This is a genomic window from Paraburkholderia sp. J7 (assembly GCF_905220155.1).
Classification (GTDB): domain Bacteria; phylum Pseudomonadota; class Gammaproteobacteria; order Burkholderiales; family Burkholderiaceae; genus Paraburkholderia.
Genome location: NZ_CAJMYZ010000016.1, coordinates 80,453 through 97,462, shown reverse-complemented (window position 1 = coordinate 97,462; position 17,010 = coordinate 80,453). Strand labels below are relative to the sequence as shown.

Below are 17,010 nucleotides of genomic sequence, written 5' to 3'. Positions count from 1 at the left end.
CTAACCCCAACGGGGGAGTCCCAATGGAACTCCACGTCCTGGACACAGGACGACCTCGCCGCAAACGCGGCGAACCAGTCAAACGAGGGTTAGATAGCTTGGGGAGGTCGCCAGAGACCGGCCGGCACGTGAGCGGCGAAGGACTCGGCGTAGTGGAAGACGACTTGTCTCGCGACAGCCATGGGATGGCTAACGCTCGCCTGCGCGGGAGGGTAATAGATGCTCGCGAACTGGCACTGGGCCGTGGACTTGCAGAAGCCGCCCTTGGCCTTGCTCGCCGGCGACGACTTCATCATGTCGCAGCCAGACATCGCGGCAGATGCGGAGCCGTCGTCGTGCATCGGCATCGACTGCTGCATCGGACATTCGCCCGCCATGCCAGTGGCTGCCAGCCCGCTCAGGGGCAGCATCGCGCACAGCAGCAGGACGAGAAGGGTCCGAAGAATTTTCATGGCAGTGAGTATCGCCGGGCGATTCTATCGTGTTTGCGTTCAATTTGTCCGAATGTCCGGTCGCACTGACCTTTCGGCGCCGCGCGCCCTGCCCCGGCCTCCGGCAAACGAAAGCACGTTTCACATTGTGAAATGTCTCGCGAATTTCTCGATCGACGCATTTTCGCATTGTGAAAACATGTTCTGCAGCGCAAAAACCGTCGACTATCTCATTGATAAATAAAGAATAAATAAGTCATGTGTCTTATATAAGACCTTGCTGCGACGCATCAAGAAGCCCCTACAATTGAGTCATCCAGTTCGCTTCGACAGACGCAGCGGCACGCTGAACCGGTTACTCAAACGCGCTTCACTCTTCAGAAACTCAGGAGATTCTCATGGCCCAATATCAAGACGACATCAAGGCAATTGCTGGCTTGAAAGAGCAACAAGGCAGCGCCTGGAACGCGATCAATCCCGAATCGGCCGCACGCATGCGTGCGCAGAACAAGTTCAAAACGGGTCTGGACATCGCGAAGTACACCGCGAAGATCATGCGCGCCGACATGGCCGCCTACGACGCCGATCCTTCGAAGTACACGCAGTCGCTGGGCTGCTGGCACGGCTTCATCGGCCAGCAGAAGATGATCTCCATCAAGAAGCACTTCAACAGCACCGAGCGCCGTTACCTCTACCTGTCCGGCTGGATGGTGGCCGCGCTGCGCTCCGAGTTCGGCCCGCTGCCGGACCAGTCGATGCACGAGAAGACCTCGGTCAGCGCCCTGATTCGCGAGCTGTACACGTTCCTGCGCCAGGCCGACGCCCGTGAACTCGGCGGCCTGTTCCGCCAGCTCGACGCGGCGGAAGGCGCCGCCAAGGCCGCGATCCAGGAGAAGATCGACAACCACGTCACCCACGTCGTGCCGATCATCGCCGACATCGACGCCGGTTTCGGCAACGCGGAAGCCACCTACCTGCTCGCCAAGCAGTTCATCGAAGCCGGCGCATGCTGCATCCAGATCGAAAACCAGGTGTCCGACGAAAAGCAGTGCGGCCACCAGGACGGCAAGGTCACCGTGCCGCACGAGGACTTCCTCGCCAAAGTCCGCGCGATCCGCTACGCCTTCCTCGAACTGGGCGTGGACGACGGCATCATCGTGTGCCGTACCGACTCGCTGGGCGCGGGCCTCACCAAGCAGATCGCCGTGACCCACACGCCGGGCGACCTGGGCGACCAGTACAACTCGTTCCTCGATTGCGAGGAACTGTCGGCCGACGCACTGGGCAATGGCGACGTCATCATCAAGCGCGACGGCAAGCTGCTGCGTCCGAAGCGTCTGCCGAGCAACCTGTTCCAGTTCCGCGCCGGCACGGGCGAAGCACGCTGCGTGCTGGATTGCGTCACCGCCCTGCAAAACGGCGCCGACCTGCTGTGGATCGAAACGGAAAAGCCGCATATCGCCCAGATCGCCGGCATGGTCAACGAGATTCGCAAGGTCATCCCGAACGCCAAGCTGGTGTACAACAACAGCCCGTCGTTCAACTGGACGCTGAACTTCCGTCAGCAGGCCTATGACGCGATGAAGGCCGCAGGCAAGGACGTGTCGGCATACGATCGCGCCCAGCTGATGAGCGTGGAATATGACCAGAGCGAACTGGCAGCCATCGCCGACGAAAAGATCCGGACCTTCCAGGCCGACGCGGCGCGCGAAGCCGGCATCTTCCACCACCTGATCACGCTGCCGACGTATCACACCGCCGCGCTGTCGACCGACAACCTGGCCAAGGAATACTTCGGCGACCAGGGCATGCTCGGTTATGTGGCTGGCGTGCAGCGCAAGGAAATCCGTCAGGGCATCGCCTGCGTCAAGCACCAGAACATGTCCGGCTCGGATATCGGCGACGACCACAAGGAGTATTTCAGCGGCGAAGCAGCGCTGAAAGCGGCAGGGAAAGACAACACGATGAACCAGTTCTGAAGCCCGCAATCCTTCAGGCAAAACGCCAGCCCATTGAGGCTGGCGTTTTTATTTGTCAGGCATTTCGCTGCAGACGCGCCTGAGCAGGCCCGTCTGCCGTTCAGCCGTTCAGCCGTCAGTGCATGCCAGTGCGCTTACTCGGCAGCGTTGTGCGCCGGCTTCGCCGAATGCTTTTTGTGGTGATGGTGGTGAGCGCCCTTGTGCTTGGCATTCTTGTGCGGGGCATTCTCACGAACCGCGTGCGCGTCCTGTTCGACGACGGGCTGCTGCGCCTGAGCGTCCCGTGCATGTTGCTCGATCTGCGAAGCGACATTGGCGTCGTGGGTCGTGACGATGCCGTTTTGCGGCGTCTGTGCCGATGCTGCGCCTGCGACGAACAACGAAGCGAGCAGCGCAAAGGAGATTTTCTTCATGGTCGGTTTCTTCACGTTATTGATGATCGCGAGCCGTCCAGCAAATAATGCCGCGGCGCGCGACCGGATTATCCACCGACGCGCGAATGAAAAGTGTCAAGGAAATTCAAACGATCGAACCTTACTCCAAAGCGGCTACCAATCTCATTAATTCCGCGCGTGAGGCAAAGGCAAAAAGGGAATCCCGAGTTGCCCTTTTCGTCGTCAGCCGTGTGCTCCGTCGGACCCGGAATACGCGAGCGTCATCTTGCCAAAACGTTCTATCCGGACCTGCTTCGAATGCGCGTAGGGCAAACCGAGCGCCTTCGCCGCCGCCCAGGACAAATCGATAATCCGCCCTGCGATGAACGGTCCTCGATCGTTGATACGCACGACGACCGACCTGCCCGTAGCCATCGATGTGACACGCACCCACGTGCCAAGCGGCAGCGTGCGATGGGCCGCCGTCAATGCGCCGCCGTTGTAGCGTTCGCCACTCGCCGTCCGGCGCCCCTGGAACTTCGACGCGTACCACGACGCCTCGCCTGACTGAAGCGCGCCGCCTGTCGCCCGAGAACGGCTTGGCTGAATCGTTGCGTTCGCAACGTCTGCCGTGTCATCCGCAGCCAACAGCGCACTCGGCGAGTGTGCAGGGTTAGCGAGCGTGTTGTTTGACGCCGGGTTGTCGGGCGGAAGCTGTGCGCACGCGGCAACCAAACCGAAAATTCCCAGTATTCCCAGATAGCGAAGCGATATCACGATAGAAGCCCGTCAACGAAAGGACGTTCTAACGGTCTCAAAAAAATTTACGTTGACGATATGCCTCCACCAAATCGGGTCTTTAACCATTACTTGCATTTCAAATGCAGACATCGTTTCGGCGCTATTCATTCCTCGACATATATTGACGTTTCGAAAGGAGTTCAAATCATTGCTCTGAAAAATGACTGAAGAGATAGACTCGACGCCCTGCTGAAAAATATCGCGACAAAACTGCAGCCACGCGCCACTCTCACCATTGCATACCGGCCAGCCGGCGCGTGATGCTACGATTCCCGCTTCCCCATCGACTCATGCCCCGGAGCGAGCCCGTGCACGCAGACTTCCCACGCATCAACCCGCCTCGCCTGCTCGACGATCTCAAGACGTTGCGCAGCTTCGGCGCCACTGGCCCCGGCGTGATCCGCCTTGCGCTTTCGCCCATCGATATGGAGGCGCGCCGCTGGCTCGCCGCGCGCATGAGCGACGCAGGGCTCGACGCGACCATCGACGGCGTTGGCACCGTGTTCGGTCGCTCGCGCAAGCCGGGCCCCGCGCTCGTGATCGGCTCGCACACCGACACCCAGCCGACCGGCGGCTGGCTCGACGGCGCGCTCGGCGTGATCTATGGCCTCGAAATCGCGCGCGCCCTCGGCGAATGCGCCGCAACGCGCGACTTCGCGGTCGACGTTGCATCGTGGATCGACGAAGAAGGGACGTTTTCAGGTTTCCTTGGCAGCCGCAGCTTCGTGGGCGAAGCAATCGACACTTCAGTGCACAGCGCGCGCAATCAAGAAGGTCTACTGCTCGGCGACGCACTCGCGCAGGCCGGCCTCGCGAATCTGCCGCGCGTCACGCTCGATCGCACGCGGCAACGCGCGTATCTCGAACCGCATATCGAGCAAGGCGGGCGGCTCGAAGCGTCGGCGAAATCGATTGGCATCGTGACGACGATCGTCGGCATTCGCGAGTTTCAGTTGTGCTTCACCGGGCAGCGCAATCACGCAGGCACGACGCCGATGTCGATCCGGCGCGACGCCGGGGCGGCGCTGGTCGCGTTCATCGCGCGTATTGACGACGCGTTTGGCCGCCTGGCGGACGCCGATACGGTGTGGACCGTCGGACGCATCGATCTCGATCCGGGTTCGTTCAGCGTCGTGCCAGGCAAGGCGCTGATGAACCTGCAGTTCCGCGATGCGAATCCCGAGCGCCTGCATGCAATGGAACGTGCGCTTGTTGAGTTAGTCGATGCCTGGAACACGCAACACACCGTGCATGCGGAACTGATCGCGTGCGAGGGAGCCGAGGAGCCGGTCACGATGGATCTTGAGTTGCAGCAGCGACTCGAAGAAGCGGCTGAAGCGCTCGCGCCCGGACAGTGGACGGATATGCCGAGCGGCGCGTCGCACGACGCACAGGTCATCGCGCCTCACATTCCTGCCTGCATGCTGTTCGTGCCTAGCATCGGCGGCGTCAGTCACGATTTCATCGAGGACACCGAGGAGAAACATATCGTCCTCGGCTGCGAGGTGGCGGCGCGAGCGGCGGCGGGAATCGTGGCGGCTTTGCGGCGCTGATTCAGGGGTTGGGCACGCGTGCGTCGTTGGCCACCCCGCCCTCCACTCGCGCCATGACGCTCTGGTAGTCGGCGGGTGTATCCATGTCGACGCAAAAGCGATCGTGCGCCGCCTCGTGGAGAAAGACCTCGGCGCTGTGCTCGGCGATCAGCTTGCGGCAGCCCGGATTCACGCGGCCGCCCACGACTTCGGGGCAATAACTCGACGCAAACACCACAGGATTGCCTCTAGCGCCCTGGTACATCGGCACCAGGATCGATCCGCACGGCATCGACGCATAGGCCTCGATCAGCTCGCGATAGTCGGCCGCTTCGAGCAGCACCTGGTCGGCGAGGCAAATCATCACGGCGTCGCAGGGCGCCTGCAGCGCAGCAACGCCGCTCGCGACCGAAGTCATCTGTCCTTCGCGGTAGCGTGGGTTGCTCTGGAAGCGCACGTCGATGCCGTCGAGCGCTTCGAACACGGCTCGGCCGTTGAATCCGGTCACGACGACAATCTCCTCGGGCTGTGCCGCAACGATTGCGCGCACCACGCGCCGCACGGCTGGCTCGCCGCACACCGGCAGCAACAGCTTGTGGCGGCCCTCCATGCGCGTGGACAGGCCCGCCGCGAGCACGACAGCCGAAAATGTCGCGCGGCTCATCGCGCCTCCTTGTGGAGATCGTCCGGGCGACCGGCCGCGCCTGGGACAGCGTTCAGATAGCGCTCGGGTGCGCGCTCGAACTCGGCCTTGCAGCAGTCGCAGCAGAAGTACACCTTGTGGCCGCCATATTCGACCACGTGTTTCGCGTTCGCCATCTCGACGCTCATCCCGCACACGGGGTTCACGTAGCGCCCCGCCTGTGCCTGCTGCACGGGTGGCGCGCCGAGCGCCTCGCACGGCGGCAAGGGCGGTACGGTTTCGGTTGCGATCGTGGCCGTCGGCGGCTCGGCCTGCGCGCGCGCTGCCGCCTCGGCTATCTCATGCCGCAGCGCGACGAGTCCCGCCACGGCGCCAAGCGCAATCTCCTGCGGCGTATGCGCATGGATCGCCGGCCCAGCGGGTGCATGCAGCGCCGCGAGGCGCACTTCGTCGATGCCGCGCAGTCGCATTGCCTCGCGCAGCCGTTCGGCCTTTTTGTGGCTCGCGATCAGGAGCACGGCCACCGCGGCGCTGCGCAGCGCGGCTTCGAGCGCATCCTCGTCGCGCTCGCCTTGTGTCGCGATCAGCACGAACGACGTGCCGGCACGGTCCAGCGCAGCGGCGTCGAAGCCCGCTTGGCCAGCGCGCGCAACCTCGCCCGCCAGGCTCGCGCGAAACCCGACGCGCCGTGCGAGCACACAGGCCTCGTGTGCCGCGGGCGTCGCGCCGAGCACGGCCACGAGCGGCGCGGGCACGGTGGGCTGGATGAAGAGCTCCAGCGCGCCGTTGCTCGCGCACGGCATGGCATGCGCTTCGACTTCGGCGTCGGCTGGCCCCGGTTCGTTGCTGATCCGCACGCGCCGCGGCTGCCCCGTACGCATCGACTGGCGCGCGGCTTCGATGACGATCGTCTGCGAGCAGCCCCCGCCGACCCAGCCATGCAGCTCACCGCTCGCCTCCACGAGCGCCTGGGCGCCGACGCACGTCGAGGTTGGCGGCGCCGCACGGATCACGGTGACGACCGCGAACGGCGCGCCTGCATCGATCAGCCGCTGCTCGAGCTGCAGCAGATCCGCGGCGTCAGGAAGGGTCTCGCTCGATTCGGCATGAACATTCATTGCAGCGCCTCGAGAATTTGAGGAAAGATCCGTTCGAGCCCCGCGAGGTCGCGGGCGCCGGCAAACAGGTCGAGATGCGGCAGCGCGGCCTGCATGCCCGCGCTGACTGGCTGGAATCCGGAACGCTCGGCGAGCGGGTTGAGCCAGACGAGCGAGTGGCAGCGCCGCCGGATCGCGGCGAGCGACTCGCCGAGCTGTGTCACGTCGCCGGCGTCGTAGCCGTCGCTGACGATCACGACCGCGGTGCGCGCATGCAGCAGGCGCGGCGCGTAATGCTCGTTAAAACCGGCGAGACTCTCGCCGATGCGCGTCCCGCCCGCCCAGCCCTCGGAGATCTGGTGCAGGCGCTCCTGGGCGCGGCGCGGATCGGGGTCGCGCAGCGCTTCGTCGACGCAGACCAGGCGCGTATGGAAAACGAAGCTGTGCACGTCGGGCAAGCGCCCGCTCAGCACGCGCGCGAGCCGCAGGAAGAAGAAGCTGTAGAGGCTCATCGAGCGGCTCACGTCGAGCAGCATGACGATGCGCGGGCGCTGCCTGCGCTTGCGCCGCCACCCGAGTTCGACCGGCAGCCCGCCGCGCGAGACGCTGCGGCGCAGGGTCCAGCGCAGATCGATCGTGCGCCCGAGGCTCGCGCGCTGCTCGCGGCGCATCTGGATGCCGCGCAGGCGCAGGGCGAAGCGGCGGATGGCGTCGTCGATGGCGAAAAGTTCGCTGCGGTCGTTCAGGTGGCGGAAGTCCGCATGGGTTAGCGACGCTGTGTGCGTCGCGCCCTCGTTAGCGGCTGCGCCCTCTTGCGCCGCGCCGCCGCCGCTGCCTGCGAGCGAAATCGGCGTGCCCTCGCTCGCATCGGCAGGCCCGCTGGCTGCGTCGTCGCACGCAAGCGGCCCCGCGCCGCCAGCACGGGTTTCGGCGAGCTTGCGCCGGTTCGGCGCAAGGAAATACGCGTCGAACAAATCGTCGAAGCGGCGCCACTCCTGCGCGCGCGAGCACAGCAGCGCACGCAGGCTCCAGCGCAGCACATCGCGCTCGGTCTGGCCCATGCGTTGCACCACTTCGAGCATGGCGGCAACGTCAGCGTTCGTTACGCAGAACGCATTCGTGCGCAGCCAGCCCGCGAAGCCCGCATAGCGCGCAACGAGGCGATCGGCGAGATCGTGCGGCACCTCGCCTGGCCGGGTGCTGTCGATTCCGGTCAGCATGACGCCACCAGTTTTTCAACCACCGGCCGCGTGAGACTCGCCTGATCCTCGCGCGTTTTCACGAGCGCCGCGAGCGAATCCATCACGCGGTCCACCCCGTCTTCGTCGAGCGCGCTCACGCCAAGGCGCAGCAGCGCGGCCACCCAGTCGAGCGTTTCCGCGAGGCCCGGCTTGCGGCGCAGCGCCATTTCGCGCACCGCATGCACGAATTCCACGATCTGCGCCGCCAGCGCCTCCGGCACTTCGGGCACCTGAGTCCGCACGATCATGAGTTCGCGCTGGAACGACGGATAGTCGACGTACTGGTAAAGGCAGCGGCGGCGCAGTGCGTCGGAGATCTCGCGCGTGCCGTTCGAGGTCAGGATCACATAGGGCCGCTCGCTCGCGCGGATCACGCCAAGCTCGGGAATCGAAAGCTGAAAATCCGAAAGCAGCTCGAGCAGGTAGGCCTCGAACGCCTCGTCGGTGCGGTCGATTTCGTCGATCAGCAGCACGGGCGCGGGCGTGGTCGTAATGGCTTCGAGCAGTGGGCGCTTGAGCAGATAGCGCTCGGAGAAAATGTCCTGCTCCTTGTCGCGCAGCGGCCGAGCGTCCTGCTCGAAGAGCTTGATGGCCAGCAGCTGGTGAACATAGTTCCACTCGTAAAGCGCCGCGTGCGCGTCGAGTCCTTCGTAGCATTGCAGGCGGATCAGCGGGGCGTCGAGCAGGCGCGCCAGTGCCTTCGCGACCTCCGTCTTGCCCACGCCCGCTTCACCCTCCAGCAGCAGCGGGCGGCGCATTTCCATCGTGAGCAGCAGCGCCGCCGCGAAGCTGCGCTCCACGATGAACCGGTGGGCCGCCAGCTGCGCCTGCAGCGCGAGGACGTCCGGCATGCGGTCGATCGACGTCATGGCGTCCCTCAGTGGCCCTCAGCGGCCCTGCGCCTTGCGTGTGAAGTGAGCGCGCAGCCAGTCGCGCACGATGGCCCACATGAACGCGATGCCGTTCAGCTCGGCGGCTTGCACGGGCGGCGCCGCGGCCGCTCGTGCAACCGGAGCCATTGCCGTCGCCTCGTCGGGCGCAGTGGCCCCGCCAACCGCGTCCGCTTCAGCGCCCGGCGCATCAGGCGCACCCTGCGGCGGCGCCATGGCGCTCAACCGGGCCGAGAAGTTCGCGACGAACTGCTTGAGCAGCTGCTCCGACACCGGCCCCATGAGCCGCCCACCCAGCGCGGCGGCCTTGCCGCTCATCGTCACCTCGCTCTTGCCGGTCAGCGTGCAGGTTTCGCCCGTGGGCTCGACACTCGCCGTGAGATCCATCGTCGCTGCCGAGCTGCCGGTCGAATCCGTGCCTTTGCCGAGCAGATGCAGGCTGCGCGCCGCGGCGTCGAGCGCGAGCACTTCGATGTCGCCCTTGAACGACATCGTCGCCGGCCCGAGCCGCACCGTGATGGTTCCTTTGTAGTGCGTATCGTCCACACGCTCGGTGATCTTCGCGCCTGGCATGCAGCCGGCCACCGCCTCGATATCCTGCATCAGCGCCCAGGCGCGGTCCGCGCTCGCATCGAGTGGAAATGCCTTGTCGAGTACGACTTTCATTCCGGAATCCTCATTATCAATCGCGTCGACTCAGGCGGGCCGCGTCAATCCGAGTTCGCGGCACTGCTGCCACACGCGGTACGCGTTGTGCGGCATGTTCATGTGCGTTACGCCGAGGTGCGCGAAGGCATCGACCACCGCTGACGTGAAGCACGGAATCGAGCCCACGTGCGGCGATTCGGCCACGCCCTTTGCGCCGATCGGGTGATGCGGCGAAGGCGTCACCGTGAAGTCCGTCTCCCAATGTGGCGTTTCCACGGCCGTCGGCACGAAGTAGTCGAGCAGCGTCGCGCCGAGCAGATTGCCCGCTTCGTCATACGGCAGTTCCTGGCCCAGCGCCACCGCGAACCCTTCGGTCAGGCCACCATGAATCTGCCCTTCGATGATCATCGGGTTGATCCGCGTGCCGCAGTCGTCGAGCGCGTAGAAGCGGCGCACGCGGATCTCGCCGGTATAGCGGTTGATGTCGAGCACGCACACGTAGGCGCCGAACGGAAACGTGAAGTTGGGCGGATCGTAGTAGTCGACGGCCTCGAGGCCCATCTCCAGCCCTTCGGGAACGTTGTTATACGCCGCCCACGCCACGTCCTTCACGGTCTTGAACTGGTCGGGCGAGCCCTTCAGCACGAAGCGATCCAGATCGAACTCGACGTCGTCCGGGCTCGCTTCGAGCAGATGCGCGGCGATGCGGCGCGCCTTCTCGCGAATCTTGCGCGAGGCGCGCGCCACCGCGGCGCCCGCAACGGGGGTCGAGCGCGAGCCATAAGTGCCGAGCCCGTACGGAGCCGTGGCGGTATCGCCCTCTTCCACCGTGATTTTCGAGGCCGGAATGCCCGCCTCCGACGCAATGATTTGCGCGTAGGTGGTCTGGTGCCCCTGGCCCTGCGTGATCGTGCCCATGCGCGCGATGGCCGAGCCGTCCGGATGCACGCGGATCTCGCAGGAATCGAACATGCCCACGCCAAGGATGTCGCACATTTTCGACGGCCCCGCCCCGACGATCTCGGTGAAGTTCACGAGGCCGATGCCCATGAGCCACTCCGCATCGGGGTCCGCGCGGCGTTGCGCCTGCTCCGCGCGCAGCGCGTCGTAGTCGACTGCGGCCAGCACCTTTTTCAGCGCCGTTTCGTAATCGCCCGAATCGTATTCGAGGCCAAGCGGCGTCGTGTACGGAAACTGCTCCTTCGCAATGAAATTGCGCAAGCGGATCTCGGCCTTGTCGATGCCGAGCTTTTGCGCCAGCACATCGACCATCCGCTCGATCAGGTAGACGGCCTCGGTCACGCGAAACGAGCAGCGGTACGCGACCCCGCCCGGAAACTTGTTCGTGTACACGCCGTCGACGCTGACGAACGCATTGGGGATCGCATACGAGCCCGTGCAGACGTGGAACATGCCTGCGGGCCACTTGGTCGGGTCGGCACACGCGTCGAACGCGCCGTGGTCGGCCACCACATTCACGCGCAGCGCCTTGATGCGGCCGTCCTTGTCGGCGGCCAGCTCGCCGGTCATGTGATAGTCGCGCGCGAATGCGGTGCTCGAGAGATTCTCGTTGCGCGACTCGATCCACTTGACCGGACGCCCGAGCACGATGGACGCGACAATCGACGTCACGTAGCCCGGATACACGCCGACCTTGTTGCCGAAGCCGCCGCCGATATCGGGCGAGATGATGCGGATATTCGACTCCGGAATCGACGAGAGCAGCCCGACCACGGTGCGCACCACATGAGGCGCCTGCGAGGTGATGTAGACCGTGAGATCGCCACGCACCTTGTCGAACGACGCGACGCAGCCGCAGGTTTCGAGCGGGCACGGATGCACGCGCGGATACGCGATATCCTGCTTGACCGTGACCTCCGCGCTCTCGAACATGCGGTCCGTCTTGTCGCGGTCGCCCATCGTCCACGTGAAAATATGATTAGGATGCCTTCGCGCTCCATGTGCGCCGGTATCCTTGTCGCGGATGTCCTCGCGAATCACGGGCGCGTCGGGCTCCAGCGCCTTCATGGGATCGACGAGCGCGGGCAATTCCTCGTACTCGACTTCGACGAGTTCGGCCGCATCGGCCGCAACGTAGCGGTCGTCCGCCACCACGAACGCGACTTCCTGGTTCTGGAAGCAGACTTTTTCGTCGGCGAGCACGGCCTGCACGTCGCCTGCGAGCGTCGGCATCCAGTGCAACTTGAGCGGCTTGAGATCATCCGCCGTGAGCACGGCGTGCACGCCCGGATGCGCGAGCGCGCGCGACTTGTCGATGCGCTTCACGCGTGCGTGGGCGTAAGGACTGCGCACCATCACGCCGAACAGCATGCCCGGCATCTTGATGTCGTCCACGTAGCTGCCCTTGCCCTGGATGAAACGCGGGTCCTCGCGGCGCTTGCGCGAGCAGCCCATGCCTTCGAGCGCGGCGAGACGCTCGAGATTGGCGTCGAGATTGCCCATGACGTGTCTCCCGGCGCTCAGTGCGCTTGTGCCGCGCCCGCTTCGATGAGCGGATGCGAGGTTTCGACCGCTTCGCCGCGCAGCTTGCGCGCCGCGTATTGCACGGCCTTCACGATGTTCTGATAGCCCGTGCAGCGGCACAGGTTCCCCGCCATCCAGTAGCGGATTTCCGCTTCGGTTGGATCGGGGTTCTCCTGCAGCAGGCGGTACGCGCGCATCAGCATGCCCGGCGTGCAGAAACCGCATTGCAGCCCGTGCTCCTGCATGAAGCCCTCCTGCAGCGCATGCAATGTGCCGCCTTGTGCGAGCCCTTCGACCGTACGCACTTCCGCGCCCTGAGCCTGCACGGTGAGCAGCGTGCAGGACTTCACGGACATGCCGTTGAAATCGACCGTGCAGGCGCCGCAATGCGACGTCTCGCAACCGATATGCGGCCCGGTGTGCTGGCATTTTTCGCGCAGTGTGTGAATCAGCAGTTCGCGCGGCTCGACGACGACGTCGACCTCGCTGCCGTTGAGGCTGAACGACACCATGGTTTTGCTGGCCATTTCGCGTTCTCCGTGAGTCAGGGGCGTGCCGGGTTCGTGGCCCGTTCGTAAGCGCTAGTGAGCGCCCTGCGGGTCATTTCGCCCGCCATCGCGCGCTTGTAGTCGGCGTCGCCGCGCAAATCCTCCACCGGATCGCATGCCGCCATGGCGAGCCGCGCGGCTTCGTCGAGCGCGCGTGCGTCGAACGGCTTGCCGATGAGCGCCTGCTCGGCGTCCACCGCGCGGATCACCGTGTCGCCGACATTCGTCAGAGCAATGCGCGCGTGCTCGACGTTGCCGCCGGCCAGGTGCAACGTCACAGCCGCCGCCGCGGTTGCGAAGTCGCCGGTCTTGCGCTTGAGCTTTGCATAGCAGTAGCCGGTGCCGGGCGGCGGCACGGGAATGCGGATGCCCGTCATGATCTCGCCCGGCTCGAGCAGCGTCGCATAGGTGCCGACGAAGAAGCCGTCCGCGCTCACCACGCGCTCGCCCGCCGCGCCTTGTAGCACGAACGACGCGTCGAGCGCGATCATCAACGCGGGATGGTCATTGCCTGGATCGCCGTGCGAAAGATCGCCGCCCAGCGTGCCGCGATAGCGCACCTGCGGGTCGGCAATCTGCCGCGCGCCCTCGACGATGAGCGGGCAGCGCGCCTGCAGCACCGCCGACCAGATCAGCTCGTTCTCGGTTGTCATCGCGCCGATCCACAGCGTGCCGTTTTCCTCGCGGATGCCCTTGAGTTCGGCGAGCCGCCCGAGATCGATCAGATGATCGGGCTGCGCGAAGCGCAGCTTCATCATCGGCAGCAGGCTATGGCCGCCCGCGAGCAGCTTGGCCGTCTCGCCGTGCGTGCCGAGCAGCGCGAACGCCTCGGACAAGGTTTGTGGAGCGTGGTATTCGAATGGGCGGGGAATCACACTAGTCTCCTTGTTGGCATCGTCCTGCAGTTCAGGATTTCACAATGCAACGCAGCAATTCAACGGGATTTCGCGAACGGCGTTCTGGTTGCGCCGGGTGCCGGAAAACTTGCGCGAAAAGGGGAAAGGACATAAAACGGAGGCAGCGTCCCGCCGCCGCAAACGCCGCGCACAACGCCGCGGCCGCATCGGGGAGAACCCTGGATGAAACCGTTCGAGCACGCCATGCCGACCACCGACGCGCGCCGCGCCGAGTCTTTTCAGCACCGCCTGGAGCAGTTCAATCCGGGTGTGGTGTGGCTCGACGCGCAGGGGCGCGTCAGCGCGTTCAACGACGTCGCGCTGCAAATTCTCGGCCCCGCGGGCGAGCAGTCGCTGGGCGTAGCCCAGGACAAGCTGTTCGGCATTGACGTCGTGCAGCTGCACCCGGCAAAAAGCCGCGACAAGCTGCGCTTCCTGCTGCAGTCGCGCGACGCCGGCGGCTGCCCCGTGAAGTCGCCGCCGCCGGTCGCGATGATGATCAACATTCCCGACCGCCTTCTCATGCTCAAGGTCTCGCGCATGTCGGACATGAACGGCACGTGCGGCACCTGCATGATTTTTTACGACCTCACCGACCTGACGACCGAGCCCTCCTCCGAGTCGCATGCCGGTGCGCCCACGCCGCCGCGGCGGCTCTTCAAGATTCCGGTGTACCGCAAGAACCGCGTGATCCTGATCGACCTGAAGGACATCGTGCGTTTTCAGGGCGACGGCCACTACACGACGATCGTCACGAAGGACGATCGCTACCTCTCCAACCTGTCGCTCGCCGACCTCGAGCTGCGGCTCGACAGCAACGCGTTTGTGCGCGTGCATCGCAGCCATATCGTCAACCTGCCGTACGCCGTGGAACTCGTCAAAGCCGACGACAGCGTGAACCTCGTGATGGACGACGGCGAACGCAGCGTCGTGCCGGTGAGCCGGTCTCGCGCCGCACAATTGAAAGAGTGGCTGGGCGTGGTTTGAACGCCGGCGCCGATCGTTTCACGCCAGCCGGCCCGACGCATTCGTCCTAGAATCCATATCAGGGGGGCGAGGCGTGATGAATCGCGAAGTGGTCACTGGGCTACTGTGCGGCGCACTGCTTGCCGGCTGTGTGTCGGCCGGCGTCGAGGTGAGGCCCGAGCAGATGGCGAACTTCCGGCACGGCGTGACAACCTTGCAAGACGTGACAGCCGTGCTCGGCCCGCCGTCGGTCGAGACCGCGCTGGACGACGGCTCGACGCTGCTCGTCTACACCTATGTCACGTCACGTCCGCACCCGGAAAGCTATATCCCGTTCATCGGCTCGCTCGTCGCTGGCGCGGATACACATTCGTCTGCGGCGGTGTTCCTGTTCGATTCGCGGGGGCTGCTCAAAAGCGCGAACACCACGAGTTCGAACGTCGGCACGGGCATGACCGCCGCCCACACCGCGCAGCCCAGAGCGAGCGCGCCAGTCTCCGAGGTGCCCGTTGTGACCAAAAGTGTCGCGCCGCCCGTCGTTCAAACCGTCGAGCCGACGCCGGAAGAAGACCTCGAGCCTGCGTCGCAACTGCCCAGAGAACCTCAACCGGAAAATGGCATTCAGCCGGCGCCCGTCGAATAGCCATCGCCCTTCGCGCACGAATGCGCATCGGATCGCACGCGTACGTGCGCTAGAGCACACTTGGCCAGTCACCGCGAGAATACGCTAGGAGTCCAAAATTAGAATCAGCGAACGCCAAAGCGACCCCGCAGCGGAGGACGACATGTCGAACTTGCCCTGGCTTTCGCAATATCCCGCCGGCGTCGCGGCAGACGTCAACCTCAATGACTACCCCTCGATGGCAGCCCTCCTGGAGCACGCCGTCGCCCGCTTTGGCGACCGTGTCGCCTTTCATCAGTTCGGTGTGGATCTCACCTATCGTCAGCTGGAAGAGGACTCCGCGCGCCTCGCCGCCTGGTTCCAGAAAGACCTTGGTCTCCAGCCCGGGGACCGCATTGCACTGATGTTGCCGAACTCCCTGCAACACCCCATCGCAATGTTTGCCGCGCTGCGTGCCGGGCTCACCGTGGTCAACGTGAATCCGCTCTACACCGCACCGGAACTGGCGAATTTGATCGGGGATTCCGGTGCGCGTGCGATCGTGGTCATGGAAGTTTCCGCGGCCACGCTCGAGCAGGCGCTCGCCCACGCCGCCATCGAGCATGTGATCGTCGCGCGCGTGGCGGAGATGCAGCGCTTCCCGAGATCCGTCCTCGTCGACTATGTCGTGCGAAAAAAGAAAAAGCTCGTTCCGCACTGGACGATTCCCGGTGCGATCGCCTTCAAGACTGCCATGACCGCCCGTCCCGCCACGGACTTCACGAGGCCGGCGCTGAACCGCGAGACAAGGGCGTTCCTGCAATACACCGGCGGCACGACCGGCGAACCCAAAGGGGCCGTGCTCACGCACGGCAACGTGCTCGCCGACGTGCTGATCTTTGCCGCGTGGGTCCAACCGGTGTTTCGCGAGAGTGGCGAAATCACGCTCATCGCCCTGCCCCTGTACCACGTGGCCGCTCTGGTGTGCCAATGCCTCGTTTCGTTGCATCTGGGCACCCGCTGCGTTCTGGTCATGAACCCACGCGATATTCCTTCGCTCGTGAAGGACTTTGTCACGCATCGGCCAACCGTGTTCGGCGGCCTCAACACGCTATTCACGGCGCTGATGAACAACGAGGATTTTCGCGCGCTCGACTTCTCCTCGTTGCGCAGCACCTTCGGGGGAGGCACCGCGACCCAGCCTGCCGTTGCCGAGCGCTGGCAGAAAGTGACGGGCTGCCCGGTGGTGGAAGCCTACGGGCTATCTGAAGCCGCCGGCGCGGTGACGGCCAATCCCGTCACGCAAACGGCGTTTGAAGGCACGATCGGCGTGCCGCTGCCATCCATGCGCATTGAAATCCGCGACGAACGCGGCGCGGCCGTCTGCGCCGGTATGCCGGGTGAAATCTGCGTTGCAGGACCGGTAGTCATGCAGGGCTACTTCAACCGGCCGGAGGAAACGGCCCAGGCAATCGGCACCGATGGATTCTTCTCGACCGGCGATATCGGGATCATGGACGAGCGCGGTGTGATCCGGATTGTCGACCGCAAGCGGGACATGATTCTGGTCTCCGGTTTCAACGTCTACCCGAACGAGGTGGAGGGCGTGCTGTTTCGGCATCCCGGCATTCTGGAAGTCGCGGTCGTGGGTGTGGTGGATGAGCAATCCGGTGAGACGCCTGTCGCCTTCGTGGTGAAAAAAGAACCCAGGCTGACCGAGGCGGACGTGATCGAGTTTGCGCGGACCAGTCTCACCGCTTACAAAGTGCCGAAGCACGTGGTCTTCGTGAACGATTTGCCGAAAACGCCGGTTGGGAAAGTGCTGCGGCGGCAGTTGCGAGACCGGCTGGCCGTGTAGCGCGGCGTTGCTATTCAGCGG

16 protein-coding genes are annotated in these 17,010 nt (G+C 64.6%); 5 read left to right on the top strand and 11 right to left on the bottom strand.

The window, feature by feature from the left end; all coding sequences use genetic code 11:
* Window positions 1-89 precede the first annotated feature (89 nt).
* A complete protein-coding gene (locus tag U5A58_RS25035) occupies window positions 90-452 on the bottom strand; it encodes a hypothetical protein (RefSeq protein ID WP_321963488.1) in 363 nt (120 codons plus the stop codon).
* Between the two features lie 377 nt (window positions 453-829).
* Here U5A58_RS25035 and U5A58_RS25030 point away from each other — a divergent pair, with 377 nt between their 5' ends.
* Window positions 830-2,410, top strand: coding sequence for an isocitrate lyase (locus U5A58_RS25030; RefSeq protein ID WP_321910994.1), 1,581 nt, complete (start codon window positions 830-832; stop codon window positions 2,408-2,410).
* Between the two features lie 134 nt (window positions 2,411-2,544).
* Here the strand turns inward: U5A58_RS25030 and U5A58_RS25025 are convergent, their stop codons facing one another.
* Both U5A58_RS25025 and U5A58_RS25020 read right to left on the bottom strand, forming a co-directional pair.
* Window positions 2,545-2,823: a hypothetical protein gene (locus U5A58_RS25025; RefSeq protein ID WP_321963487.1), complete on the bottom strand. Its 279-nt coding sequence runs from the start codon at window positions 2,821-2,823 to the stop codon at window positions 2,545-2,547.
* A gap of 204 nt (window positions 2,824-3,027) precedes the next feature.
* Entirely contained in the window at window positions 3,028-3,432 is a 405-nt protein-coding gene (locus U5A58_RS25020; protein WP_321963486.1) for a septal ring lytic transglycosylase RlpA family protein, read from the bottom strand.
* Window positions 3,433-3,893: 461 nt separating this feature from the next.
* On the opposite strand from U5A58_RS25020, the gene U5A58_RS25015 reads away from it, so the two are divergent.
* Complete coding sequence (locus tag U5A58_RS25015) at window positions 3,894-5,138, top strand: Zn-dependent hydrolase (protein WP_321963485.1); 1,245 nt, start codon at window positions 3,894-3,896, stop codon at window positions 5,136-5,138.
* A 1-nt stretch (window position 5,139) separates the two neighbouring features.
* Here the strand turns inward: U5A58_RS25015 and U5A58_RS25010 are convergent, their stop codons facing one another.
* From U5A58_RS25010 to U5A58_RS24975, 8 genes are read right to left on the bottom strand one after another with little or no spacing between them, the layout of a single operon-like run.
* Window positions 5,140-5,781: a nucleotidyltransferase family protein gene (locus U5A58_RS25010; protein ID WP_321963484.1), complete on the bottom strand. Its 642-nt coding sequence runs from the start codon at window positions 5,779-5,781 to the stop codon at window positions 5,140-5,142.
* Window positions 5,778-6,878, bottom strand: a complete 1,101-nt coding sequence (locus U5A58_RS25005; protein ID WP_321963483.1) for an XdhC family protein — start codon at window positions 6,876-6,878, stop codon at window positions 5,778-5,780. Before U5A58_RS25005 ends, U5A58_RS25010 begins: the two co-directional genes overlap by 4 nt.
* Window positions 6,875-8,077 carry a vWA domain-containing protein gene (locus tag U5A58_RS25000; protein WP_321963482.1) on the bottom strand — a complete coding sequence of 401 codons (1,203 nt, stop codon included), beginning with the start codon at window positions 8,075-8,077 and terminating at the stop codon, window positions 6,875-6,877. The genes U5A58_RS25005 and U5A58_RS25000 overlap by 4 nt, the downstream gene beginning before the upstream one ends.
* Complete coding sequence (locus U5A58_RS24995) at window positions 8,071-8,967, bottom strand: MoxR family ATPase (RefSeq protein ID WP_321911006.1); 897 nt, start codon at window positions 8,965-8,967, stop codon at window positions 8,071-8,073. Before U5A58_RS24995 ends, U5A58_RS25000 begins: the two co-directional genes overlap by 7 nt.
* Window positions 8,968-8,985: 18 nt before the next feature.
* Window positions 8,986-9,654: an SRPBCC family protein gene (locus U5A58_RS24990; protein WP_321963481.1), complete on the bottom strand. Its 669-nt coding sequence runs from the start codon at window positions 9,652-9,654 to the stop codon at window positions 8,986-8,988.
* A 30-nt stretch (window positions 9,655-9,684) separates the two neighbouring features.
* The gene (locus U5A58_RS24985; protein WP_321963480.1) at window positions 9,685-12,099 is read right to left on the bottom strand and encodes an aerobic carbon-monoxide dehydrogenase large subunit; all 2,415 of its coding nucleotides are present in this window, start codon (window positions 12,097-12,099) and stop codon (window positions 9,685-9,687) included.
* A 17-nt stretch (window positions 12,100-12,116) separates the two neighbouring features.
* Window positions 12,117-12,647, bottom strand: coding sequence for a (2Fe-2S)-binding protein (locus U5A58_RS24980; protein ID WP_321911010.1), 531 nt, complete (start codon window positions 12,645-12,647; stop codon window positions 12,117-12,119).
* Window positions 12,648-12,664: 17 nt separating this feature from the next.
* Window positions 12,665-13,543 carry a xanthine dehydrogenase family protein subunit M gene (locus U5A58_RS24975; RefSeq protein ID WP_321963479.1) on the bottom strand — a complete coding sequence of 293 codons (879 nt, stop codon included), beginning with the start codon at window positions 13,541-13,543 and terminating at the stop codon, window positions 12,665-12,667.
* Window positions 13,544-13,747: 204 nt separating this feature from the next.
* On the opposite strand from U5A58_RS24975, the gene U5A58_RS24970 reads away from it, so the two are divergent.
* The 3 genes from U5A58_RS24970 to U5A58_RS24960 all read left to right on the top strand — a co-directional run bounded on the left by U5A58_RS24970 (window position 13,748) and on the right by U5A58_RS24960 (window position 16,989).
* Window positions 13,748-14,551, top strand: a complete 804-nt coding sequence (locus tag U5A58_RS24970) for a LytTR family DNA-binding domain-containing protein (RefSeq protein ID WP_321963478.1) — start codon at window positions 13,748-13,750, stop codon at window positions 14,549-14,551.
* A gap of 76 nt (window positions 14,552-14,627) precedes the next feature.
* Window positions 14,628-15,173 carry a hypothetical protein gene (locus U5A58_RS24965; protein ID WP_321963477.1) on the top strand — a complete coding sequence of 182 codons (546 nt, stop codon included), beginning with the start codon at window positions 14,628-14,630 and terminating at the stop codon, window positions 15,171-15,173.
* 142 nt (window positions 15,174-15,315) lie between these two features.
* The gene (locus tag U5A58_RS24960) at window positions 15,316-16,989 is read left to right on the top strand and encodes an AMP-binding protein (RefSeq protein ID WP_321963476.1); all 1,674 of its coding nucleotides are present in this window, start codon (window positions 15,316-15,318) and stop codon (window positions 16,987-16,989) included.
* Window positions 16,990-17,010 lie beyond the last annotated feature (21 nt).

What these genes read in the sequence shown, in the direction of transcription:
- U5A58_RS25035 (WP_321963488.1), bottom strand. Translation starts at nt 452, where the DNA reads ATGAAAATTCTTCGGACCCTTCTCGTCCTGCTGCTGTGCGCGATGCTG.
- U5A58_RS25030 (WP_321910994.1), top strand. Translation starts at nt 830, where the DNA reads ATGGCCCAATATCAAGACGACATCAAGGCAATTGCTGGCTTGAAAGAG.
- U5A58_RS25025 (WP_321963487.1), bottom strand. Translation starts at nt 2,823, where the DNA reads ATGAAGAAAATCTCCTTTGCGCTGCTCGCTTCGTTGTTCGTCGCAGGC.
- U5A58_RS25010 (WP_321963484.1), bottom strand. Translation starts at nt 5,781, where the DNA reads ATGAGCCGCGCGACATTTTCGGCTGTCGTGCTCGCGGCGGGCCTGTCC.
- U5A58_RS25005 (WP_321963483.1), bottom strand. Translation starts at nt 6,878, where the DNA reads ATGAATGTTCATGCCGAATCGAGCGAGACCCTTCCTGACGCCGCGGAT.
- U5A58_RS25000 (WP_321963482.1), bottom strand. Translation starts at nt 8,077, where the DNA reads ATGCTGACCGGAATCGACAGCACCCGGCCAGGCGAGGTGCCGCACGAT.
- U5A58_RS24995 (WP_321911006.1), bottom strand. Translation starts at nt 8,967, where the DNA reads ATGACGTCGATCGACCGCATGCCGGACGTCCTCGCGCTGCAGGCGCAG.
- U5A58_RS24990 (WP_321963481.1), bottom strand. Translation starts at nt 9,654, where the DNA reads ATGAAAGTCGTACTCGACAAGGCATTTCCACTCGATGCGAGCGCGGAC.
- U5A58_RS24985 (WP_321963480.1), bottom strand. Translation starts at nt 12,099, where the DNA reads ATGGGCAATCTCGACGCCAATCTCGAGCGTCTCGCCGCGCTCGAAGGC.
- U5A58_RS24980 (WP_321911010.1), bottom strand. Translation starts at nt 12,647, where the DNA reads ATGGCCAGCAAAACCATGGTGTCGTTCAGCCTCAACGGCAGCGAGGTC.
- U5A58_RS24970 (WP_321963478.1), top strand. Translation starts at nt 13,748, where the DNA reads ATGAAACCGTTCGAGCACGCCATGCCGACCACCGACGCGCGCCGCGCC.
- U5A58_RS24965 (WP_321963477.1), top strand. Translation starts at nt 14,628, where the DNA reads ATGAATCGCGAAGTGGTCACTGGGCTACTGTGCGGCGCACTGCTTGCC.
- U5A58_RS24960 (WP_321963476.1), top strand. Translation starts at nt 15,316, where the DNA reads ATGTCGAACTTGCCCTGGCTTTCGCAATATCCCGCCGGCGTCGCGGCA.